General features: G+C 72.1%; 22 protein-coding genes. 7 read left to right on the top strand and 15 right to left on the bottom strand.

Annotated elements, in window-relative coordinates:
• Positions 1-15: 15 nt before the first annotated feature.
• Together RH864_RS10190 and RH864_RS10185 are read left to right on the top strand one after the other, a co-directional pair.
• Positions 16-792, top strand: coding sequence for an endonuclease/exonuclease/phosphatase family protein (locus tag RH864_RS10190; protein WP_310517434.1), 777 nt, complete (start codon positions 16-18; stop codon positions 790-792).
• Positions 789-1421: a hypothetical protein gene (locus RH864_RS10185; RefSeq protein WP_310517433.1), complete on the top strand. Its 633-nt coding sequence runs from the start codon at positions 789-791 to the stop codon at positions 1419-1421. Before RH864_RS10190 ends, RH864_RS10185 begins: the two co-directional genes overlap by 4 nt.
• Here the strand turns inward: RH864_RS10185 and RH864_RS10180 are convergent.
• The 9 genes from RH864_RS10180 to RH864_RS10140 all read right to left on the bottom strand — a co-directional run bounded on the left by RH864_RS10180 (position 1413) and on the right by RH864_RS10140 (position 10299).
• Positions 1413-2393, bottom strand: coding sequence for a sugar kinase (locus RH864_RS10180; protein WP_310517432.1), 981 nt, complete (start codon positions 2391-2393; stop codon positions 1413-1415). The two genes, RH864_RS10185 and RH864_RS10180, sit on opposite strands and share 9 nt — an antisense overlap.
• Entirely contained in the window at positions 2390-3049 is a 660-nt protein-coding gene (locus RH864_RS10175) for a bifunctional 4-hydroxy-2-oxoglutarate aldolase/2-dehydro-3-deoxy-phosphogluconate aldolase (RefSeq protein WP_310517431.1), read from the bottom strand. Before RH864_RS10175 ends, RH864_RS10180 begins: the two co-directional genes overlap by 4 nt.
• A 64-nt stretch (positions 3050-3113) precedes the next feature.
• Entirely contained in the window at positions 3114-3884 is a 771-nt protein-coding gene (gene nagB, locus RH864_RS10170; RefSeq protein ID WP_310517430.1) for a glucosamine-6-phosphate deaminase, read from the bottom strand.
• An 84-nt stretch (positions 3885-3968) separates the two neighbouring features.
• Positions 3969-5414, bottom strand: a complete 1446-nt coding sequence (locus tag RH864_RS10165) for a xylulokinase (RefSeq protein ID WP_310517429.1) — start codon at positions 5412-5414, stop codon at positions 3969-3971.
• Entirely contained in the window at positions 5411-6355 is a 945-nt protein-coding gene (locus RH864_RS10160; RefSeq protein WP_310517428.1) for a sugar phosphate isomerase/epimerase family protein, read from the bottom strand. The genes RH864_RS10165 and RH864_RS10160 overlap by 4 nt, the downstream gene beginning before the upstream one ends.
• Positions 6356-6438: 83 nt before the next feature.
• Positions 6439-7194 (bottom strand): SIS domain-containing protein, encoded by a 756-nt coding sequence (locus tag RH864_RS10155; protein ID WP_310517427.1) that lies wholly within the window; start codon positions 7192-7194, stop codon positions 6439-6441.
• Positions 7191-8054: a carbohydrate ABC transporter permease gene (locus RH864_RS10150; protein ID WP_310517426.1), complete on the bottom strand. Its 864-nt coding sequence runs from the start codon at positions 8052-8054 to the stop codon at positions 7191-7193. Before RH864_RS10150 ends, RH864_RS10155 begins: the two co-directional genes overlap by 4 nt.
• Positions 8051-8926, bottom strand: coding sequence for a carbohydrate ABC transporter permease (locus RH864_RS10145; RefSeq protein WP_310517425.1), 876 nt, complete (start codon positions 8924-8926; stop codon positions 8051-8053). The genes RH864_RS10150 and RH864_RS10145 overlap by 4 nt, the downstream gene beginning before the upstream one ends.
• Positions 8927-9009: 83 nt before the next feature.
• Entirely contained in the window at positions 9010-10299 is a 1290-nt protein-coding gene (locus RH864_RS10140; protein WP_310517424.1) for an ABC transporter substrate-binding protein, read from the bottom strand.
• Positions 10300-10534: 235 nt separating this feature from the next.
• On the opposite strand from RH864_RS10140, the gene RH864_RS10135 reads away from it, so the two are divergent.
• Positions 10535-11233, top strand: a complete 699-nt coding sequence (locus tag RH864_RS10135; RefSeq protein ID WP_310517423.1) for a GntR family transcriptional regulator — start codon at positions 10535-10537, stop codon at positions 11231-11233.
• A gap of 28 nt (positions 11234-11261) precedes the next feature.
• Here the strand turns inward: RH864_RS10135 and RH864_RS10130 are convergent, their stop codons facing one another.
• Positions 11262-12479, bottom strand: a complete 1218-nt coding sequence (locus RH864_RS10130; protein WP_310517422.1) for a pyridoxal-phosphate dependent enzyme — start codon at positions 12477-12479, stop codon at positions 11262-11264.
• Between the two features lie 99 nt (positions 12480-12578).
• Between RH864_RS10130 and RH864_RS10125 the strand changes: the two genes are divergently transcribed.
• The 3 genes from RH864_RS10125 to RH864_RS10115 are packed head-to-tail and all read left to right on the top strand — an operon-like array spanning position 12579 to position 14940.
• Positions 12579-13793 carry a M20 family metallopeptidase gene (locus tag RH864_RS10125; RefSeq protein ID WP_310517421.1) on the top strand — a complete coding sequence of 405 codons (1215 nt, stop codon included), beginning with the start codon at positions 12579-12581 and terminating at the stop codon, positions 13791-13793.
• On the top strand, positions 13790-14191 hold the full coding sequence (locus tag RH864_RS10120) for a RidA family protein (RefSeq protein WP_310517420.1): 402 nt from the start codon (positions 13790-13792) through the stop codon (positions 14189-14191). Before RH864_RS10125 ends, RH864_RS10120 begins: the two co-directional genes overlap by 4 nt.
• Complete coding sequence (locus tag RH864_RS10115; protein WP_310517419.1) at positions 14188-14940, top strand: MBL fold metallo-hydrolase; 753 nt, start codon at positions 14188-14190, stop codon at positions 14938-14940. Before RH864_RS10120 ends, RH864_RS10115 begins: the two co-directional genes overlap by 4 nt.
• Here the strand turns inward: RH864_RS10115 and RH864_RS10110 are convergent.
• The 4 genes from RH864_RS10110 to RH864_RS10095 all read right to left on the bottom strand — a co-directional run bounded on the left by RH864_RS10110 (position 14930) and on the right by RH864_RS10095 (position 18256).
• A complete protein-coding gene (locus RH864_RS10110) occupies positions 14930-15967 on the bottom strand; it encodes a Gfo/Idh/MocA family protein (protein WP_310517418.1) in 1038 nt (345 codons plus the stop codon). The genes RH864_RS10115 and RH864_RS10110 overlap by 11 nt on opposite strands.
• A gap of 45 nt (positions 15968-16012) precedes the next feature.
• On the bottom strand, positions 16013-16852 hold the full coding sequence (locus RH864_RS10105) for an IclR family transcriptional regulator (RefSeq protein WP_310517417.1): 840 nt from the start codon (positions 16850-16852) through the stop codon (positions 16013-16015).
• Positions 16853-17020: 168 nt separating this feature from the next.
• Positions 17021-17404 carry a hypothetical protein gene (locus tag RH864_RS10100; RefSeq protein ID WP_310517416.1) on the bottom strand — a complete coding sequence of 128 codons (384 nt, stop codon included), beginning with the start codon at positions 17402-17404 and terminating at the stop codon, positions 17021-17023.
• A gap of 96 nt (positions 17405-17500) precedes the next feature.
• Positions 17501-18256, bottom strand: a complete 756-nt coding sequence (locus tag RH864_RS10095; protein ID WP_310517415.1) for a hypothetical protein — start codon at positions 18254-18256, stop codon at positions 17501-17503.
• Positions 18257-18369: 113 nt separating this feature from the next.
• Here RH864_RS10095 and RH864_RS10090 point away from each other — a divergent pair, with 113 nt between their 5' ends.
• Complete coding sequence (locus RH864_RS10090) at positions 18370-20214, top strand: bifunctional 3'-5' exonuclease/DNA polymerase (RefSeq protein WP_396129960.1); 1845 nt, start codon at positions 18370-18372, stop codon at positions 20212-20214.
• Here RH864_RS10090 and RH864_RS10085 read toward each other — a convergent pair.
• Positions 20196-20801 carry a PadR family transcriptional regulator gene (locus RH864_RS10085; RefSeq protein ID WP_310517414.1) on the bottom strand — a complete coding sequence of 202 codons (606 nt, stop codon included), beginning with the start codon at positions 20799-20801 and terminating at the stop codon, positions 20196-20198. The two genes, RH864_RS10090 and RH864_RS10085, sit on opposite strands and share 19 nt — an antisense overlap.
• Positions 20802-20969 lie beyond the last annotated feature (168 nt).

Raw genomic sequence — 20969 nt, 5'->3', positions numbered from 1 at the left:
CCGGGCCTTGCCGTCATGACCTTCAACATCAGGCGGCCGCTCGGGCGGCTCGCCTGGCGTCGTGCCGATCGCTGGTCGCACCGCCGCGCACTGGTGCGTGCGCTCCTCGCCGCCGAGCGGCCGACGCTGCTGTGCCTGCAGGAGGCGGTGCCGCGCCAGCTGCGCGAGGTGCTCGCCGCGCTCGGGCCGGGGCATCGGCCGGTCGGCTACGGTCGGGGGCGGCGACGGACGGGTGAGGGATGCCCCGTCGTCTACGACGTCCGCCGGCTCGAGCTGCTCGAGTGGAGCCAGCACGCGCTGTCGGAGCATTTGCATCGTGACGGCTCGCGCTCCTGGGGCAACCTCATGCCGCGGATCGCGGTCGTCGCCCGCTTCCGCGACCGCTCGACGGGCCGCGAGCTCAGGGTCGTGAACACCCATCTCGACCCGTTCTCGTCCCGATCGCGGCTGCGCTCGGTCGCCGTCCTCCGCTCGATGGTGGGCGACGCGCCCACCATCGTGACCGGCGATCTGAACGCGGGCGACCGGTCGCGCACGGTCCGTGCGCTGCTCGCGGGCGGGCTGCTCGTCGACGCGTGGACGGCGGGGGAGCGGCGGCTCACGGCCGAGGTCGGCACATACGGCGGCTATCGGATGCCTCGCCCGAGCGGGCCGCGGCTCGACCGGATCCTCGTGTCGCAGGGCGTCACCGTCGACCGCGTGGCGATCAACGCGCGCCGGATCGACGGAGCCTGGCCCTCCGACCATCTCCCCGTGCAGGCGGTCCTGCACATCGAGGGGAGCGCGGCATGATCGACGACTTCCTCCGGCTGCCCCGGACCCCGCTGGAATGGGGTGCCGACCTCGTGCGGGCGCTCGGCGTGCTCGGCATCGCCGCGGCGTTCATCTGGTTCGCGCCGACCGACGCGGGCGTGGTGGCCGCCGCGCTGCCGGCCGTCTTCGCGCCGAGGTTCCTCGGCGCGCGCGCCGGCTTCGACCTCGTGTCGGGCCTCGTCGTGCTTGCCGCCGCGTGGAGCAACGTGTTCGACCTCTACCGAAGCGTGCCCGGCTGGGACCTCGTCATGCACGTCGTGTGCACGGGAGTGCTCGCCGCGCTGCTCTACCTGGCGCTGGCGCGCCTCGACGTCGTTCCGGCGGCTCGGGGCGAGGGCACACTCCGCCGCACGCCGGTGGTGGTCGTCACGGCGCTGGGGCTCGCGCTCGGCGCGATGTGGGAGATGATCGAGTGGCTCGGCAAGACGTTCGTGACCGACGAGATCTTCGTGACCTACACCGACACGATCGGCGACCTCGCGGCCGACGGGGTCGGCGGGCTGCTGGCGGGATTCGCCGTCGCGTTCGTCCGGCTGACGCGGCGAGACCCCGATGCCGGCACCGCGGACCGAGCGATGATGCGAGGCATCGCGGGCGGATCAGCGTGAGACGTCGCCCGCGACGAGGCCGGCCAGCTCGTCGCGTCGCGGCAGACCCTCCCAGTCGCCCTCGCTCAGGCAGGCGTACGCGCCAGCGGTGACCGCGGTGCGCAGCCGCTGCACCACCCCGGCCCCGCCCACGAGCTCTGCGAGGTATCCGGCGACGAACGCGTCGCCCGCGCCGACGGTGTCGAGCGGCGTGATGGGGATGGCCGGCTGCTCGTACGCCACGCCATCGACCAGCGCGACGGCGCCGCGCGGCCCGAGCTTGACCACGGCCTGATCGGGCCCGAGCTCGGCGAGGCGCGCCGCGAGCTCGCCGGGATCGAGGTCGGTCTCCTCGGGCGTGCCGAGCGCGATGCGCGCCTCGTCGTCGCCCGCGAACACGACGTGGCACTGCGGGATGACGCGCCGGTAGGCGGCGGCTGCGGTCTCTGGTGACCAGAGCTTGCCGCGGTAGTTCAGATCGAACGACACCGGGACGCCTGCGTCGTGCGCGACCGCGATGGCCTGTTCGACGGTCTCGGCGAGCGTGTCGGAGAGCGCGAGCGAGATCCCGGTGACGTGCAGGACGGCAGCCGACCGCACGGCGTCGAGGTCGATCTCGTCGGCGCGCAGGCGGGAACCGGCGTGACCCGTGCGGTAGTACCAGACCGAGGTGTGCGCGGCCGTGCGACGTTCCTTGATCATGAGCGCCGTGGGCGCCTCGGCGTCGCGTATGGCGAGCACCCTGACCCCCTCGGCCGCGATCTCGCGGACCACGAGGTCACCGAGCGGATCCCGGCCGGCCTTCCCGATCCAGGTGGCCGGGACGCCGAGTCGTCGCACGCCGATCGCGACATTGCTCTCGGCGCCGCCGATCCCGAGGTCGAGGCCCGGGCTGTGCGCGAGCGGCCCGTGGCCGCGCGTGGACATGAGCGCCATCGTCTCGCCGATCGTGACGACGCCGCCCGACGCAGCTGCAGCCTCGGCCGGGCTCATCGTGTGACCGCGAACTCGCCGACCAGATCGCGGAAGCGCTTCGCGCGATCGGCGAGCGCCGTGAGCGACCCGCCCGAGAACGCGTCGCCGAGCAGCGGGCCGCCGACGCTCACGGCGGCGGCACCCGCGCGCAGCCAGGGGAGCACGTCCGCCTCGGCGACGCCGCCCGACGGGATGAACTCCAGGTCGGGGAACGGGCCGCGCAGGTGCGACCCGTACACCGCGCCGACGGTCTGCGCGGGGAAGATCTTGACCGCGGTCGCGCCCGCCGTCCACGCCGCGAACACCTCGCTGGGGGTGAACGCGCCCGGGAACACGGGGGTGCCGGCGGCGACGGCGACCTCGACGACCCCGGGGAGCCAGACCGGCGTCACGAGGTAGTCGGCTCCGCGCTCGATCGCCGTCCGGGCCTGCTCGGCCGTCGTGACCGTCCCCACGCCGACGTCGGCGACGTCGCCGACCCGCTCGACGAGACTCGCGACGCGGTCGAGCGTGTCAGGGGTCGTGAGCGTGAGCTCGATCGACCGGATGCCGTGCTCGACGAGGACGTCGACGACCGGGTCGTACTGCGTGGCCGCGTCCGCGCGCAGCACGGCGACCAGGGGCGTCTCGGCCAGCCGGGGCGAGAGGGCGGTGCGGGCGGGGGCGTCGGTCATGGGATGCTCCTTCAGCGGGCGGCGGTGGCGGCAGCGGGCGGCGTCGGTCGGCGGCGTGCGCCCGTCAGCGCTGCCAGTCGGGGCGGTTGTCGTAGACGAATCGGTAGTACTCGGCGAGCGTGAGCTGCGCGGCTGCCGCTTCGTCGACCACGATCGTGGCGTCGGGATGCATCTGCAGGATCGAGCCGGGGCACATGCTCGTCACGCTGCCCTCCACCACGGCGGCGACGGGGGCGGCCTTCGCCGTGCCCTGCGCGACGAGGAGCACGGATCGGGCCGACATGATCGTGCCGAGCCCCTGGGTGATGCAGTGGATGGGCACGTCCTCGGGGCGGTCGAAGAAGCGCGCATTGTCGTCCCGGGTCGCCTGCGCCAGGGTCTTGACCCTCGTGCGCGAGGTGAACGACGACGTCGGCTCGTTGAACCCGATGTGCCCGTTCGCGCCGACCCCGAGGATCTGCAGGTCGACGCCGCCGGCCTGGTCGATGGCCTCCTCGTATCGCCGGCACGCGTCATCGAGGTCGTCGGCCATGCCGTCCGGCACGTGCACGCGGTCGCGCCGCAGGCCGAGCGGCGCAGCGACCTCGCGTTCGACGACCGAGTGGTAGCTCTCGGGATGCTCGTACGGCAGGCCGACGTACTCGTCGAGCGCGAAGACGGTCAGCTCGCCGAGTCCGGCCGGGTGGCGACGCTCGAGCGCTCGGTAGACCGGGAGCGGGGAGCTGCCGGTCGCCACGCCCAGCACCGAGAGGTCGTCCGTCTCGATCCGGCGGGCGATGATTCCTGCGGCGATCTCGCCGACGTCGTCGGCGTCCTTCGCGATGATGACCTGCACTGGTGCTCTCTCTCGAACGGGTGGGCGGGCTGGGCGCGGCGTCGGGCGCCGCGGAGGGTGGATGTCAGGGGCGGCGGATGCGGCTCAGAGCAGCCGCTCGCACCACTCACGATATCGATCGCGGGCGTGCCGGGAGCGGTGCACGTCGCGCTCGTCGGGGAGCGGCACGGGAACGGTGGCGATGGCGTTGGCGGCATCGGCCGCGGAGGCGTAGACGCCGGTGCCGAGGCCCGCGAGCACCGCGGCGCCGAGCGCCGAGCCGCCGTCGGGCACGAGCTCGAGCCGTGCGTCGACCACGCTCGCGAGCGCCTGACGCCACCGCTCCGACCTGGTCACCCCGCCGACGAGGTGGACGACGTCGGGCCGTCCGGTCACCTCGGCGACCGCGTCGATCGCGTCGGCGCATGCGAACGCGATGCCCTCGAGCACCGCGCCCGCGAGCTCGGCGGTGCCGTGCTGCTCGGTCTGGCCGAGGAACGCGGCCCGGACGGCATCGTTCTTGCGTGGGACGGTCGAGCCGAACATGAAGGGCAGATAGGTGAGCCCGGCGGACCCGGCCTCCGCGGTCGAGGCCGCCTCGTTGATGTCGGCGCCGCCGAGCACGGTGCGCTCGGCCCAGCGGACGCTCGCACCCGCCGCGTAGAGCGACGCCATCGTGACGAAGCCCTCGCCGGTCGCCGAGCCGAACAGGAAGCCGGGGCCTGGGTCGGGGATGGGGCTGACGCCCATCACCTGGGCCGCGGTGCCCACGTTGAGCACCATCCGGCTGCGGTCAACGACGCCCGCGCCGACGACCGAGGCGGAGACGTCGCCCGCGCCCGCCACGACGGGCGTCCCCGCCGGAAGCCCGGTCGCGGTGGCGGCGGCCTCATGGACGACCCCGCGGATCGCGGTCGACGCGAGGACCGGCTGGCCGAGCTCGGGTGAGGCCCCGGTCGCCTGGAACAGCTCGGGGCTCCAGCGCTGCGCGCGGAAGTCGTAGAGCAGGGTGCCGAGGGCGTCGGTCTCGTCGGTGGCCCACGCACCGGTGAGCCGGTGGCCGATGAGATCCTTGGTGAGCACGAGGCGGCTCGCGCGCGAGACCGCATCGGGGTGCGTCCGCGCCGCCCAGGCGAGCTTCGGGGCCGTGAACGCGCCGACGACGTCGTTCCCGGCCGTCTCGCGGAATCGCGGGTCGCCCGCGAGCCGGGTCGTCTCCGCCGCCGAGCGCCGGTCCGCCCATGTCATCGCGGGGAGCACGGCCTCGCCGTCGGCGTCGACGAGCAGCAGCGAGTGCATGTGGCCCGAGAGCCCGACGCCCGCGACCGGCCGGCCGGGCAGGGCGTCGACGACGGCCCTGGTGCAGGCGGCGACGGCCTCCCACCACGCGGCAGGGTCCTGCTCATGCGTGCCGTCGGCGGCCGTCGTGCTCGGATACTCGCGCGCGGCCGCAGCGGCGACCACGCCGGAACGGGGGTCGAGGCCGATGACCTTGACCCCCGTCGTCCCGACGTCGATGCCGATGAGCACCGGAGCGGAAGCGTCGGTCACGCACGCTCTTTCGCGGTCGTGAACCCGTACTCACGGAGGAACTCGAGCGACTCCTCGGCGACGCGGTCGAAGTTCGCCAGGCCGATGCCCGCGGGCTCGCCGACGCCGATGTTGCCGCCGACCTGCCAGCCCTCCCATTCGACGCTCACGTAGCCGTCGAAGTCGATCTCCGTGAGCGCGTCGAACGTCTCGCGGAAGTCGACGAGGCCGCCGCCGAACCAGATGTGGTTGGTGTTCACGATGGTCGGCAGCCCGACCTCGTCCTTGATCTGGACGATGTCGATGTACTGCGCGAGCCGCTTGATGCCCTCGGTGACGCTCATGAACGGCTTCACGGCGACGTAGAACGCGCCGGTGTCCATGGTCATCCGGAGGTTCGCGGCGCCGATCTCGTCGAACATCCGCTCGACCGACTCGACCTTGTTGAGGATCGTGCCCTGGAGCAGCTCGATGCTCACGTTCAGGTCCAGCTTCGACGCGTAGTCGCACACCTCGGTGATCGCCTCGCGAGCCTGGCGCCAGGCCTCCTTGCGCGACATCAGCACGTTCAGGGGCGGGTCGTAGAAGCCGTCGCCGAGCAGGGTGCAGGCCGACTTCGCGCCGAGTGCCTTGGCCGCATCGAGTGCCTTCTTGAAGCTCTCGATGCCGCGCTCGCGGTCGTACTCGCGCGGGCTCACGAACGTGGTGTGGTTCGCGACGTATCCGATCTCGATGCCGGCGGCGTCGGCCGCCGCCTTGGTCGCGGCGAGGTTGGCCTCGTACTCGCTCGCCGGGCCGTTCATCAGGTGGCCGAGCAGGAAGTCGACGGCGTCGTAGCCGTACTCCGCCACCTTGGTCGCGGTCTCCGGCGAGGGCAGGTCGCCCCACGAGTTCCAGGCCGGGCCGGCCGCTTCGAGACGCCCCCAGGGCATGTTGGGCCAGACTTCGAAGCTCAGTTTCATGTGCAGGTTTCCTTTGCTACTCGGTTCGGGTGGGTGACGCGGGTCGTGTCGCAGTCGGCCGTCGCGCGCTCGGGCCGGGGCGATCAGATATGCGGGTTCCTGAGGCTGAATCGCTCGGCCGTGCGCGCGTTGTGCTCACGCGCACCGGGCATGCCCGCGCTCAGGTAGATGTCGGGCCGGTGCCCCTGGGCCGTCTGCCTCGCCAGGGCCTCGACGATCATCGCGTTGAGGAGCGCGAGCCCGACGACGCTCGACGCGGGGCCCACGCGAGGCAGGTCGTCGCCGAGCGCCACGAGCGCGTCACCGGGCGGGCACTGGTTGTCGAGCACGACGTCCGCGACCTCGTGCAGCCGGCCGCCCGGGCTCGTCGACGCGGTCGCGTAGGCCACCGACGTGATCGCGATCACGGTGATGCCGCGTGCGCGTGCGGTCTCGGCCACCTCGACGGGGAGCGCGTTCGCGCCCGAGTTCGAGACGACGAGCAGCACGTCGACCGTCGGGTCGATCTCGTACGGGTCGAGGAGGGCGGCCGCGAGCCCCGACTGACGTTCCAGCTCGGTGCTCCGCCTGGCGCCCTCGTGCAGCATGTGCTCGGGCTTCAGGATGGGGCAGACGCGTGCCGCGCCACCGGCGCGGTAGAACGCCTCCTCGGCGAAGACGTGCGAGTGCCCGCTGCCGAACACGTAGAGCATCCCGTCCCGGTCGAAGCACTCGGCCACGATCCGTCCGGCGAGCTCGAGCGGCGCGGCCGCCAGCTCGATCGCGGAGTGCAGCAGCTCCTCCGTGGTGCCGAGGTACGTCCGCGTCGGCCGCATGAGGCCCGTCGCGATGTCGGTCATTTCGTCGCTCCCGCGATCAGGCCACCGACGAAGTAGCGCCCGACGAAGAGGAAGAGCACGACGGTCGGGAGGAGGGTGAACAGGGTCCCGGCCATGACGAGCCCCCAGTTGACGGTGTACTGGCCGATGATCGCGCTCAGGCCGATGGGCAGGGTCTGCAGCGCGTCGCTCACGATGAACTGCGACGCGAACACGAACTCCGTCCACGAGAACACGAACGAGTACACGGCGACGGTCGCGATGCCCGGCAGCAGCAGGGGCAGCACGATCTGCATCATGGTCCTCGTCGGACCAGCGCCGTCGATCGCGGCCGCCTCGTCGATCTCCCGGGGGACGGCGAAGATGAAGCCGCGCAGCAGCCACGTGCAGAACGGAGCCGTGAAGGCCACATTCACCAGCACGATCCCCGCGTGGGTGTCGATGAGCTCGAGGCCCGCGAGCGTGCGGTACAGGGGCACGATCAGGAGCGTGCCGGGGATCATGTACGACAGCAGCACGATGCCGGCGATCTTGCCGCTGCCCGGCACCTTCAGCCGGTACAGGCCGTACGCGGCGGCGAGCGAGACGATCACCGTGACGACCGTCGTCGCCACTGCGACGATGATGCTGTTCGTGAGGAACACCGGGTACTCGGTGGACATGAACAGCTGCTCGAAGTTCGAGAGCGTGAACGTCTCGGGCCAGAAGGTCGGCGTCGACCGGATGATCTCCTCACGGCCCTTGAAGGCCGAGATGGCGATCCAGTACAGCGGGCCGAGCACGATGACCGTGAGCACGATCCAGGCGATGACCCGGGGCACAGCCCCCAGCCGGTGGCGTAGCGTGCGGCCCGATCGGCGGGACGCGGTGAGGCTGGTCACGAGTCCTCCTTCGGACGGGCGAAGCGCACGAAGAGCAGAGCCGCGATGCCGAGCACGATCACGGTCAGGACGCTCGCGGCAGCCGCCTGGCTGGAGCGGAACGCGCTGAACGCGGTGTCGTACACGTAGACGGGCATGGTCGTCGTGGAACCGACGGGGCCGCCGCCGGTGATCAGGTAGATGGTGTCGAGCACGTTGAACGACCAGAGCGAGCCCACGAGCGCGAGCGCGAAGAGCACGGGCTGCAGGAGCGGGAACGTCACGGCCCAGAACGTGCGCCAGGCGCCCGCGCCATCCATCTTCGCGGCTTCGAGCACCTCGCCCGGCACGGTCGCGAGCGCGCCGTAGATCACGACGGCGCTGAGCGGGAACCAGTGCCAGCTGTTGACGAGGATCACAGCGATGAGCGCGACCGAGGAGTCGCCGAACGGCGAGCCGAGATCGATGCCGATGCCTCGGAAGAGCTGCGTGACGATGCCGTAGTTGCTGTTGAGCATCCACTGCCAGACCACGGCGACCGCGACCGTGGGGATGACCCACGGCAGGACGATCCAGGTGCGTGCGGCGCGCGACCAGCGGCTCGTGCGCTGCAGCAGGAGTGCGGTCGCGAACGCGAGGATCGTCTGCACGATCATGTTCACCGCGAGCCAGATGCCCGAACGGCCGAGCGCCTCCCAGAACGCGCTGTCGCCCAGCACCTTGAAGTAGGTGTCGAAGCCGACGAAGTCGGCGGGGCTGCCGATCGTGCGCTGGTCCTGGAAGCTCGTGATGACCGCATTGACCAGGGGGAACGCGATGACGAGTCCCATGATGATCACGATCGGGGCGATGAGCGCGTAGCCCAGGATGCGCTCACCCGAGCTCTGCCTCATTTTTGGAGCGGGAGCCGACGAGGGGCGGCGCTGACGGGTCTCCGCCAGCGCCGCCGGACGGCTCGTTACCGAGCTGGTCATCGTCAGCCGATCGCCGCCTGCATCTGCTCCTGGGCCCACGCCGCCGCCTCTTCGGCGGTCATGCCGTTGACGTACATCTGCTGGACGGCCTGCGCCAGGAAGTTCTGGCCCGAGATCTCGCCGATCGTGTCGATGTACTGCCCGTCGACGAAGCCGAACAGCTCGCCGGTCTCGGACTGCTCGAGCATCGCGTCGACGCACTCGGCGTACGTGGTGAGCACCTCGTTGGAGCGCCACTGCTCGAGCTCCGCGCCGTCGGTCGTGACGGGCAGGAAGAGACCCGGCTCGGCGTTCAGGAAGTCGCCGTAGTTCTCGGGCTCGAGCAGCCACTCGAGGAACTCGCCGGCTCCGGCCTGCTTGGCCTCGTCGTCGCTCAGCACCATGGCGCCGTTCGAGTAGTAGATGCTGCCGGGCTCGCCGCCGTCGTCGGCCACCGGGATGGGTGCGCAGCCGAGCTGCGAGGGGTCGAGTCCCGACTCCTCGGCGAACGGGGCCAGGTACTGGCCCTTCTCGATCGCCATCGCGGCCGCGCCGCTGTTCAGCGCCGCCTGCGGCTCGCCCCACGCGTAGTTCGCGGAGTCCGTGGGGGAGTACTGCAGCAGCTCCTTGTAGACCTCGAACGCGGCGACGGTCTCGGGCGTGTCGATGTCGACCTGCCCGTCCTCGGTGAAGAAGTTCGCGGCGCCGCCCGTGATCATCAGGCTGTAGAGCACCTGGTCGGTCGCGAGGTTCTTGCCGGCGGGCAGCGCGATGCCGCTGGTGCCGTCGGTGGTGAGCGCCTGCGCGGCGGCCACGAGCTCGCTCCACGTGGTGGGCGCCTCGATGCCGGCCTCGGCGAGCTTGTCCTCGCGGTACCAGAGCATCTGCACCATGCCGTAGAGCGGAACGGCCCAGTACTCGTCCTCGTCCTGGTACGGCGCCTTGGCGGCGTCGATCAGGCCGTAGTCGCTGTCGAGCGTGTCGACGACCTCGGTGACCGGCTGGCCGAGCCCGAGGTTGCGCACGTACGTGGCGAAGTCGGGGATCGCGAACAGGATGTCGGGCTGCTTGCCCGACTGCGCCGCGCCGGCGATCTTGGTGTAGACCTGGTCCCAGTCCTGCACCTGCACCGTGACGGGGTACTCGGGGTCGGTCTCGTTGTACTTCTCGGCCAGTGACTCGAAGGCGGCCACGCGATTGGGCGTGCCCTCCATGTGCCAGAGCACGAGCTCCTGGTCCCCGCCGGACTCGGAGCCGCCGGTGCCGCCGGAACACGCGCCGAGGGCGAGCACAGCCGCCGCTCCGAGTGCCACAGCCGTAATTGCTTTAGATCGCATCTCACAACTTTCTGGTTGATGGGAACGCCACTCGACAGTGAGAATGGCGCGGTGACGGCATTTTCAGGACCGTCTGGTGCAACGCTGGAGCGACCATAGCACGATCCGCTCTAGATCAATATAGGCTTTGCTACATAACGGACGTGTTTCGAAGACTTCCGTGTTTCCTGAACAATTGCCGGAGACGACACCTACGACGATGGGGCGCTGAATGGTCCAACCCAAGTACCTGGAGATCCTCGACGCGCTCCGCAGTCGCTGCTCCAGCCTGCCCATCGGGGCCAAGCTCGCGCCCGAGCGCGCACTCGCCGAGGAGTTCGGGGTCAGCGTGATGACCGTGCGACATTCGCTCGGCCGGCTCGTCGCGGAGGGCTGGGTCAAGAAGACGCCCGGGAGCGGGACCTACGTCAGCCGGCCGACGATCTCGATGGGCCCGACGCTCACCTCGTTCACGCAGGACATGCGGCAGCGCGGCTTCACTCCGAGCTCGCAGGTCATGCGGGCCGAGACCATCACACCCGACGTGGAGACCATCGCGGTGCTCGACCTGCGGCCGGGGGAGTGCCCGGTGCTCGTCGAGCGGCTGCGGTACGCGGACAACGAGCCCATGTGCCATGAGATGAGCGTCTTTCCGCCGCAGCTCGCGCCCGCGCTCCTGGGTGCCGACCTCTCGGGCTCCATCCACGAACGACTGGCCGAGCGCGGCGTCACGCCCGTGTCGACCGAGCGGGTCGTCCGCGCCGTGCTCGCCTCGAATCGCGAGAGCGAGCTGCTGCAGCTGCCGCGCGGCTATCCGGCGCTCGAGATCGTGGACACGTTCTTCGACACCATGGGTCGTCCGATGCAGTACGTCCGCTCGCGCTACCGCTTCGACCGGTATGAAGTGCGCACGGACATCAATCGCGGCTGATCGGGCCCGGCTCATGACGACCCGACGCTCACGCACGCGTCGGCAGGGTGGGGGCCTTGATGCCGTGGCCGGTGAGCATGAGCACGACCGGTCCGTCCGCATCGTCGCCGAGGGCCGGGTGGGCTGCTCGCACTCCCGGGTCGGCGGCGTCGCCATGGCCGAGCGCCGCGAGCGCGGTGGCCGCGGAGGGCTCGACCCAGATCCCGGCTGCGGCGAGCCGGCGCGTGGCTGCGATGATCTCGGTCTCGTCGACCGCCATGACCGTCCCCGCGGTGCGTTCGACCGCGGCGATGGTGACGTCGCCGTGCGCCTCGTAGCCCGTGAGTCGGTCGGCGATCGCCGTGGCGAGCGTGGCGCCGCCACGCGTGGGCGACGCGCTCCCATCGCCGTGCCGGCGCCGCCACGCGGCGTGGATGGGCGCGACCCGCTCGGCCTGCACGCCGACCAGTGCCGGCACGTGCGTGGCACGCCCGGCCGCCACGGCGTCCGCGAACCCGCGCTCGACGCCGCGGAGGAGCGGGCCGGCTCCGATCGGCACGATCACCCTGCTCGGCGTGCGGCCCAGCTGTTCGATGAGCTCGAACGCGATGGATCGGTACCCCTCGGCGAGCAGCGGATTGCGGTAGGTCGTCGACACGTTCATCCAGCCCTCGCCCTCGAGCGTCCGGGCGCGAGCGTAGGCGGCGCTGTAGTCGCCCTCGATCTCGCGGACCTCGGCGCCGAGCGCGCGGCAGGCATCGAGCTTCTTCGCCGCCTGGGACTCCGACCCCACGAGCACGGTGCACGCGAGTCCAGCGGCCGCGGCGTAGGTCGCAGCGGACACCGCCGCGTTCCCCGTCGAGGCGACCACGAGCCCCTGGAGGCCGAGATCCACGGCCGCGGACGCTCCGACGGCCATCGCGCGGTCTTTGAAGGACAACGACGGATTGAGCGACTCGAGCTTGGCGTAGACGGGGCTCGAGCCGCGATGGGCGAACGGCAGCGCCACGAGCGGCGTGTCACCCTCGCCGATGGTGACGCGTGCGGTCGAGCGCGGCAGGAGTGCGGGATAGCGCCAGGGTCCGCGCGCACCGAGCTCGGGCGTCGTCAGGTCGTCGGCCGTCACCGGGGCCGGGTCGACGAGCATCGGCCCGCCGCACACGGCGCAGTCGTAGGTGAACGTGTCTTCCCGGTGCTCGCAAGCGAAGCATGCGAACCGGTGCGCGCGCGTGCCTCCGCTCGGCGTGCCGCCCCTGGGATCGTGCACCCGTCTCACCTCCGATAGATTGTGGAAGGCCATTCTGAAAGCTACGATCGGTTTTCACAAGTCCGGGACGACGCGTCCGCGGCAGGATCAGGAGAATCCATGGACGTGCTCGAGCTCACCCGCGAACTCGTCGCCATCGACTCGCAGAACCCCGGCCCGCAGGAGTCGGAGATCGTCCGGCATCTCGCGAGCTGGGCGAAGGACCGCGGATTCGACGCTCGCGTCCTCGAACCCGTCACCGGGCGCCCCAATCTCGTCATCACGGTCGACCGCGGCGGACCCGGGCACCTCGGGCTCTCGGGCCACCTGGACACCAAGCCCATCGGCGACGCGCTTTCGGAGTGGCACACGCCGCCGCTCGAGCTCACGGTCGTGGGCGACGACGCCTTCGGACTCGGCAGCACCGACATGAAGGGCGGTGTGGCCGCCATGATGCTCGCGCTCGAGGACTTCGCCGCGGGCCGCGGGGGAGCGGCCTCCGGTGGACCGGCGTCGGGCCGGGTGTCGCTCGTGCTCACGGCCGACGAGGAGCAGGGCTCCGACGCGGGCGCGAAGGCCCTCGCCGCCGAAGGGCTGCTGCCCGACCTCGACGACATCGTCATCGGCGAGCCGAGCGGCATCACCGACCCGTGGGAGGCCGTCTATCTCGTCTCCCGGGGCATCTGCTGCTTTCACATCGACGTCCTCGCCCACCAGGGCCACAGCGGGCTGTCCCACACGCTCGGCCGCAACGCCACGCTGCACGCCGCAGATCTGCTGCACGCGTTCGAGACCTTCACCCCGACCGTCGACACGCCCGGCGAGGTCGAGTGCGCACCGACCGTGAACCCCGGCATGTTCATCACCGGCGGCGTGAGCTTCGGCACCTGGCCCGGTCATTGCCGCGTCAGCATGGAGGTCCGCCTCGTCCCCGGGATGCGTCAGGAGACGCTCCACCGCGAGATCGACGCGCTCGTCCGGGCCACCCTCCCCGCCGAGGTCGACTACCGGATCAGCTACCTCGACAGCGGCCAGGGCTGGATGCCGGCCGTCGAGCTGTCGCCCACCACGGCCGTGGCCCGAGCCGCCCGGTCGGCCGCCGAGTCGGTGCTCGGCCGGCCGGTGCCGTTCGCCGCCTTCCCCGGCGGGACGGACGCGACCTATTTCATGGGCCGCGGCGGCATCCCGACCATCGCGAGTCTCGGCCCGGGCTGGATCAGCGTCGCCCACGGCGCGAACGAGAAGGTCGGCGTCTCGCAGCTGCATGAGGCCCACCGGCTCTACGGCACACTCATCGACACCTATTTCGACCTTCGGAGGCAGGAACGCGCATGACCAGGATCGCCCACACGAGTGACACCCTCCCGAACCCGGCGGGCCCGTACAGCCACGTCATCGACTGCGGAACGTTCGTGGTCACCGCCGGCTTCGGTCCGCAGGACCCGGCGACCGGGCTCGTGCCCGAGGGCATCGAGGCGCAGACGGAGCAGGTGATCAGCAACGTCGAGACCGCGCTCGGTCTCGTCGGGCTCACGCTCGCCGACGTCGTCAAGTCGACGGTGCACCTGCAGCACCTCGACCGCGACTTCGCCGCCTACAACGGCGTGTACGAGCGCCGCTTCCCGGCCCCGTACCCGGTGCGCACCACCGTGGGCAGCACGCTCGCGGACATCCTCGTCGAGATCGACGTGATGGCCGTGCGGCCGCAGCCGGGAGGGACCGCGGCGGCATGAGCGCCGTCCGGCTGGGCGAGCACGTGTGGCTCGTGGGCACCGCCGACGAGGCGAGCCCGGCCTTCACGAGCACGTACGACGCCAACCTGTACCTCGTCTGGGACGGTGCGCGCGGGCTGCTCATCGACGCCGGTACCGGGCTCGGCGCCGACGCATGGTTCGCCAACGTGGCATCCGTCGCCGATCGTGACGCGATCGATCTCGTGCTCGTCACGCACTATCACGGCGACCACGCGGGCGGCGCGGCCGCCGCGGCCGCGCACGGCTGGGCGGTCGCGGCCGGCGAGACCACGGCCGCAGCACTCACGGCCGGCGACGAGTCCGTCACCCAGGTCGCACGCGCGAGGGACCTCGGCGTCTACCCGGCCGAGTTCGCGCTGCGCCCGCACACGCCGCAGCGCATCCTCGGCGACGGCGACGTCATCGACCTGGCGGGCCTGCGCGTGACGAGCCTGCCGGCGCCCGGGCACTGCGACGGTCACGTGGTCTTCCTCGTCGAGGGCGCTGCGGCGCGGGCGCTGTTCACCGGCGACGTGCTGTTCGCGGGTGGGCTCGTGAGCCTGCAGGCCATCCCGGACTGCCGCCTCGACCGGTACGCCGAGAGTGTCATCGCGCTCGCGGGGCTCGGCGTCGACCAGCTCTTCCCCGGTCACGGGGGGCTGGTCCTGCGCGACGCGCACCTCGACGTGACGGCGGCCGCCGAATCGTTCGCGCGGCTGATCCCGCCGCGCAACGTCCTCAATCCGTGAGCACGGCCTCCGGCTGACCGCTCTCGAGCGAGCGGATCATGGCCTCGGCGGTCCCGACGCTCCAGAGCGCCTCCCGGTGCGGCATCCGGGTGTTCGCGATCGAGCCCGAGAAGACCGCGAGCGCGTGCTCGATCTCCTCGCGGAGTGCGCCGCCGACGCGGCCGTTCCGCTCGGGCCACAGCGAGAGATCGGGCGCGAAGACGCCCTGCTCATTCCACTCGACGAGCGCGTCGTTGATGAGCCGCTGCGTGACGGTGCCGCGCGAGCCGATGAGCTCGGCTGCGCCGGCGATGGTGCCGTCCAGCGCCAGTGCGCCCGCGAGCGACTGCGGCCCGCGGTCCGGGACGCTCCACGCCGACTCGATGGTCACGGTGCGCCCCGACGGGAAGCGGAGCAGTGCCGTCATCGACGCGGGGAACCCGCTGTCGCCGTCGATGACCTGCAGCGCGTAGACCGACTCGGGTCGTTCGCCCGTGAAGAAGATCGCCAGGTCGATGTCGTGGATGCAGGACTCCCAGGCCGGGTGCACCCGGTGGCCGAAGGCGGCGAGCCAGCTGCGCGTGAAGTCCCGGCGGAGGCGAACGCTCCACAGCTCGCCGAGCCGGCCCGCGTCGAGGGCCTCGCGCATGTAGGCGTAGGGCTGCGCGAACCGCGAGATGTGGCCCGCGATGAGCTGCAGTCCGGCCGCCTCAGCCGCGCGGATGCTGCGGGCCGCCTCCGCGCTGCTCAGCGCGAACGGCTTCTCGACGAACACGTGGCTGCCGTGCGCGATCGCGGTGTCGGTGAGGCGCGTGTGCGACGCCTCGTCGCTCGCGACGACCACCGCGTCGACCCCGGCGTCCTCCAGCACGACGCCGAGGTCGGTGCCGTGCCGGGTGGCGCCGTACACGTCAGCGAGGGCCCCGGCCCGCTCGCCGTCGATGTCGACGGCCGCGACGATCTCGGCGCCGGCCTCGTGCCACGCGCGGGCGTGCAGCGAGCCGAACCGGCCGGCGCCGGCGATGGCGATGCGCAGGGGTGACGTCATCTCAGTCCTCTTCATCGGTCGTGCGCGTTCAGCGGTCGTGTGTGTTCATCGGTCGTGTGCGGCGGGATCGGCCGTGCCTGGCGCCGTGGCCTGGCGCGGCCACTCGGGGCTATGCCCGAGCGCCTCCGAGATGCGGTCGGCGCTTCGGCGCACGAGCGCGCCCCATTCGGCTGCGCGCTCCGGATCGAAACGTTCCGTGGGGATCGAGAGGCTGATCGCCGCCACCGGCGCGCCGTTCTCGTCGAAGACCGGTGCGCCGACGCAGCTGACCCACGGCTCGTTCTCGCCCAGATCGCGGCTGAATCCGTCGCGGCGAGTGCGCGCCAGCTCGGCGTGCAGCCCCTCGGCGTCGACGGGCGTGCCGAGCTGCGTCTCGGTCGAGGCGATGACGGCGTCGACGACCGCGGGGGCCGAATGCGCGAGGATGGCCCTGCCGACCGCCGTCGTGACGGCCGGCGCGGTGGCGCCGATGCGTGAGACGACGCCCACTGAGCGGGTGCTGTCGAGCTTGTCGACGTACACGATGTGCGGATTGGCGAGCGTGCCGAGGTGGCAGGCCTCGTCGGTGGCGTCGCGGAGCTCGGCCAGCACGGGGAGGGCCTCGACGCGGAAGTCGAGGCCGCCGAGGAAGCCCCGCGCGAGGATGAGCGTGCCGGGCCCGAGCGCCTGCCGGCCGTCGGGGGTCTCGCGCGTGAGCCGGTGCGCGCGGAGGGTGCCGATCATGCGATGGACCGTGGTCAGCGTGAGGCCGGTCTGCCTGGCGAGGTCGGCCAGGCTGAGGCCGCCGGGGTGAGCCGCGAGCTCGAACAGGATCGTCGTCGCGCGGTCCATCGCCCGGAGTCCGTCGGGTCCGCGCCGTTTGGGGTCCTCGGCGTGCTCGGTCATGGCGTGCCTCTCATCGGTGACGCTGCGCGTCATGATTCCGGAATGCCATTCCAGTTTACCGCTCGTTCGGCCACCCGGGTGTCGGGCAGTGAGCACGACCCACAGGACCGCATCGAGGAGCCGCTGTCGATCATGGTGTGACCGGCGGCCCTGCCCGTGCCGCGCGGGTCAGCAGGGGGCGTCGACGAGATCCGACTCGATGGAGAGTCCAGCGCTCGTCGTGCCGAGGGCGCGGACGCCGGTCGCCGGCTCGGAGGCGCCGCACTCGAGGTTCAGCTGCAGGCTGAGGTTCCCGAACGAGTCCACGATGGCATCGAACACCCCCGGCGCGGACGTCGTGTTCCAGGAGACGTTCACCTCGCTGACCGGCTGCAGGCCCTCGGCGATGACCACGCCCCAGCAGGTGCCGCCATCGGGGCACGCGTATCGGGCGGTCGTGTCGACGTCGAGCAGCGAGGGTGCGCCTCCGGGCGCGGCGTGGCTCGCGGCCGGCACGAGGATCGCCGACAGGGCGAAGGAAGCGGCGAAGAGCGTGGAAGCACGGCGCGGCATGTGGGTTCCTCCATGTGGGGAAGTGCGGTGAACGGTCGGGCTCGAGCCGACCGAGTGCGTCCTAGTATACGACACCATCCGTCGTCTCAGGATGCCTCACCGAGCGTTCGAGACGAGCAGGGCGTCGACCGCGGCATCGCCACGGAGCCTCCGCATGCGCCGGACGACCTCGTCGACGACCTCCGAGCTGAGCCGCCCGCACACGATGCTGTTCGGGCCGAGGGCCTCGAGCCCGCCGGCGCGGACCCGGATCACCTCCCAGCCGACCTCTCGCAGGGCGTCGTCCTTGTCGGCGTCGGTACCGGCCTTCAGCCCGCGGTGCGCCATGCGTGTGCGGCCGGGGTCGTCGTACTCCACGGTGAGTCGCAGCTGCGGGACGATGATGTCGGGCCACACCTCGGTGCGGCCGTGGAACGTGCGCGCGATCCGGATCGCGTTCACCCGGTGGTTCAGCCGGATGCGCTCGGCGAGCATGGCCTTCAGCCGGTGCTCGGTGATGGAGGTGCCCACGCGTAGGCCGGGATGCATGAAGGGCAGGCCGGCCTCAGCGCGCGAGGCCGGTGCGGCGGCGCTCTGCCGGCATTTCGCGCACGCCGTGCCCGTGAGCTGCTCGACGATCGTGGCCCGGTAGCGATCGTGGCCGCGCGCGCACCGCCAGTCGTACTCGGCGCCGATGCGGGTCTCGGCCGCGAGCGCGGCGCGCTGCGACGGCGCCGCCCGGCGCAGCAGCTCGCCCCGGCTGCGCTGCGTCTCGTGCACGAGCATGCACACCGGGCACGCGCGGCGGAGCGCCACGACCCCTGGCTCGCCCGCGACCGCGCCGTGCCCGCAGGCGAAGCTCACCGCGGCCATGCGTGGTCCCCGACCGTCGTGCGCTTCCTCAGGCTCATGCGCACATCCTCACCCGCACCGCCGACATCCACCACGGCGTGAGACGTGTCGGCGGCGCACCCGAGAATGGATTCGTGCGCATCGTGATGGCCGACGACGGGGGAGCCCGGCTGACGCTCGTCGACCCCGACACCGGCGAACGCCTCGCGACGACCGACCGGGCGGGGCTCGCGGCGCTCGTGCGCGAGTACGAGGCGCATCGGCCCAGGTGGGTCTGGCACGATACGCGCGACTGGGCTCCGGTGCTGCTCGCCGCGGGGGTCCGCGTCGAGCGGTGCCATGACCTTCGGCTCGGCGCGGCGATCCTCGAGCACAGCACGCTCACCGCCGGTGCCCGGCTCACCGCGCCGCCGCGACCCGAGTGGCTCCGACGCGGGCCCGCCGAAGCGATCGCCGCGGGCGAGTCTGTGCCGGTCTCCTCGGCTGCCGGGCATGTCGCGGGCCGTGGCGCGGCCACGCTCTTCGACGACGGGTGGGACGAGGCATCCGATGACCCCGCGATGTCGCACCACGCGACGACCGGCACCGCCGCGGCCGGAAGTCCGACGACGGGAAACGCGCCCCATGGCGACATGTCACCCGGCGGGCCCGCCAGGCTGCTCGTGGCCGAGTACCGCCGCCAGCTCGCGCTGGTCGAGGCGAGCGACGGCGCGGGCCGCCTCCGGCTGCTGCTCGCGGCCGAGTCGGCGGGAGCGCTCATCGCGAGCGAGCTCGCCGCGGCGGGTGTGCCGTGGAGTTCGGCCGTGCACGAGGACGTGCTCGAAGACCTGCTCGGCCCCCGGCCGTTCGCGAACGGCAAGCCCGCGCGCATGCTCGAGCTCGCGACCGAGGTGCGCCGGGCGCTCGACGCGCCGCGCGTGAACCTCGACTCCCAGGCGGATCTCCTGCGGGCGCTCCGCGCGGCGGGGCTCGGGGTCGAGTCCACGAGCCGGTGGGAGCTCCGCGAGCTCGAGCATCCCGCGATCGAGCCGCTGATCGCGTACAAGAAGCTCGCACGCGTGCTCAGTGCGAACGGCTGGGCCTGGCTCGAGGAGTGGGTGGTCGAGGGCCGGTTCCGGCCCGAGTACGTGCCGGGTGGCGCGGCGAGCGGGCGGTGGGCGACGGCCGGCGGTGGCGCGTTGCAACTGCCGAAGCAGATCAGGCGGGCGCTGGTCGCCGACCCCGGATGGCGGCTCGTCGTCGCCGACGCGGCGCAATTGGAGCCGCGCGTGCTCGCGGGCATGTCCCATGATCTCGAGCTGGCCGCCGCCGGCCGCGGCCGCGACCTCTACGCGGGCCTGGTCGACGCCGGCGTCGTGGCGACCCGCACCGAGGCGAAGTACGCGATGCTCGGCGCGATCTACGGGGCGACGTCGGGGGAGAGCGGCCGCCTCGTCCCGCGCCTCGCGCGCACCTTCCCGCGTGCGATGGCCCTCGTCGACCGCGCGGCCGACGAGGGCGCTCGCGGCGCGCGCGTGACCACCCTGCTCGGCCGCTCGTCACCGCTTCCGGGGGACGGCTGGCGTGCCGCGCAGTCGCGAGCCAGCCAACCGGATGCGTCGCCGGCGGACGAGCGCAGGGCACGCACTGCCGCGCGTGACTGGGGCCGGTTCACGCGCAACTTCGTCGTGCAGGGCACCGCGGCCGAGTGGGCCGTGATCTGGATGGCCGAGCTCCGCCGCCGGCTCGCCACGATCGGCGAGCGTTCACCCGCCGTGGTGCCGGCCGAGGCATCCGGCCCGGTGTTCGCGCGCGTGCCGCACCTCGTGTACTTCCTCCACGACGAGGTCATCGTGCACGCGCCGGCCGAGCACGCCGAGGCCGTCGCGGCCGCGGTGCACGCGAGCGCGGCCGAGGCCGGCCGCCTGCTGTTCGGCGAGTTCCCGGTCGAGTTCCCGCTCGACCTGCGCGTGGTCGAGAGCTACGCCGAGGCCGGCTGAGCCGGGGTCGAGCGGCGACGCCCGCGCTTGGGCCGGGTGTCGGCGAAGCCGAACGCCGGCGGCGGTGCCGCGGCGATCGAATCGAGCCAGTCGATGAGTGCGCCGGCGCGCGCGCGGTCGATGGCCGCGGCATGGCGGGCGAGCACGGCTGCCTCGCCCGGTGGGGATGCCTCGTCTGCCACGGATGCCTCGCCGGACACCGCCCCGGCGGCCTCGAGTCGTTCTGCCCAGCGCCGTCGCTCGCCCGCCAGGATCGGTGCGAGCTCGACGCCGGGGAGCGACGCGCTCAGGAGCACCCGGTCGACCGTTTCGTCCCATGGGTCGCTGACCGAGGCATCCGTGCCGTGCAGCCAGGCCAGCGCCTCGACGCGACCCGCCTCGGTGAGGCGGTGCAGCGGAAGCCCGTCGTCGGTCGCGCCCGCGGGCTCGATGAGCGCGCGGGCCGCGAGCCGGTCGAGGGTGCCGTACGTCTGGCCCACGTTGATGGTGCGGCGGCCGCCCGTCCGCGCGGCGAGCTCGCCGTGCAGCTGGAACCCGTACGCGGGACCGATGAGCAGGATGCCGAGCAGGGCGTCGCGGACGGCCATGTGCGCTCCAGGGGGTCGGCGGCCGGGGGCCGCGCCGAGGTGGAATACTTCACTGAGCATAGTGTTCATCGGGGTCGAAACGGGCGGCCACGCGGGTGCCTCGCTTGTCCGATCGCCGGATCCGCGGCATAATCGCGGGTGACGGTCCGCCGTCGCACACAATCGAAG

It is taken from the genome of Agromyces aerolatus, from assembly GCF_031432255.1.
Lineage (GTDB): Bacteria > Actinomycetota > Actinomycetes > Actinomycetales > Microbacteriaceae > Agromyces.
The sequence above is the reverse complement of the archived record's forward strand: the minus strand, read 5'-3'. Positions and strand labels throughout refer to the sequence as shown.

Coding starts and splice junctions, on each gene's coding strand:
- RH864_RS10190 (WP_310517434.1), top strand. CDS start 16: ATGACCTTCAACATCAGGCGGCCGCTCGGGCGGCTCGCCTGGCGTCGT.
- RH864_RS10185 (WP_310517433.1), top strand. CDS start 789: ATGATCGACGACTTCCTCCGGCTGCCCCGGACCCCGCTGGAATGGGGT.
- RH864_RS10180 (WP_310517432.1), bottom strand. CDS start 2,393: ATGAGCCCGGCCGAGGCTGCAGCTGCGTCGGGCGGCGTCGTCACGATC.
- RH864_RS10175 (WP_310517431.1), bottom strand. CDS start 3,049: ATGACCGACGCCCCCGCCCGCACCGCCCTCTCGCCCCGGCTGGCCGAG.
- RH864_RS10160 (WP_310517428.1), bottom strand. CDS start 6,355: ATGAAACTGAGCTTCGAAGTCTGGCCCAACATGCCCTGGGGGCGTCTC.
- RH864_RS10155 (WP_310517427.1), bottom strand. CDS start 7,194: ATGACCGACATCGCGACGGGCCTCATGCGGCCGACGCGGACGTACCTC.
- RH864_RS10145 (WP_310517425.1), bottom strand. CDS start 8,926: ATGAGGCAGAGCTCGGGTGAGCGCATCCTGGGCTACGCGCTCATCGCC.
- RH864_RS10135 (WP_310517423.1), top strand. CDS start 10,535: ATGGTCCAACCCAAGTACCTGGAGATCCTCGACGCGCTCCGCAGTCGC.
- RH864_RS10125 (WP_310517421.1), top strand. CDS start 12,579: ATGGACGTGCTCGAGCTCACCCGCGAACTCGTCGCCATCGACTCGCAG.
- RH864_RS10120 (WP_310517420.1), top strand. CDS start 13,790: ATGACCAGGATCGCCCACACGAGTGACACCCTCCCGAACCCGGCGGGC.
- RH864_RS10115 (WP_310517419.1), top strand. CDS start 14,188: ATGAGCGCCGTCCGGCTGGGCGAGCACGTGTGGCTCGTGGGCACCGCC.
- RH864_RS10110 (WP_310517418.1), bottom strand. CDS start 15,967: ATGACGTCACCCCTGCGCATCGCCATCGCCGGCGCCGGCCGGTTCGGC.
- RH864_RS10105 (WP_310517417.1), bottom strand. CDS start 16,852: ATGACCGAGCACGCCGAGGACCCCAAACGGCGCGGACCCGACGGACTC.
- RH864_RS10100 (WP_310517416.1), bottom strand. CDS start 17,404: ATGCCGCGCCGTGCTTCCACGCTCTTCGCCGCTTCCTTCGCCCTGTCG.
- RH864_RS10095 (WP_310517415.1), bottom strand. CDS start 18,256: ATGGCCGCGGTGAGCTTCGCCTGCGGGCACGGCGCGGTCGCGGGCGAG.
- RH864_RS10085 (WP_310517414.1), bottom strand. CDS start 20,801: ATGGCCGTCCGCGACGCCCTGCTCGGCATCCTGCTCATCGGTCCCGCG.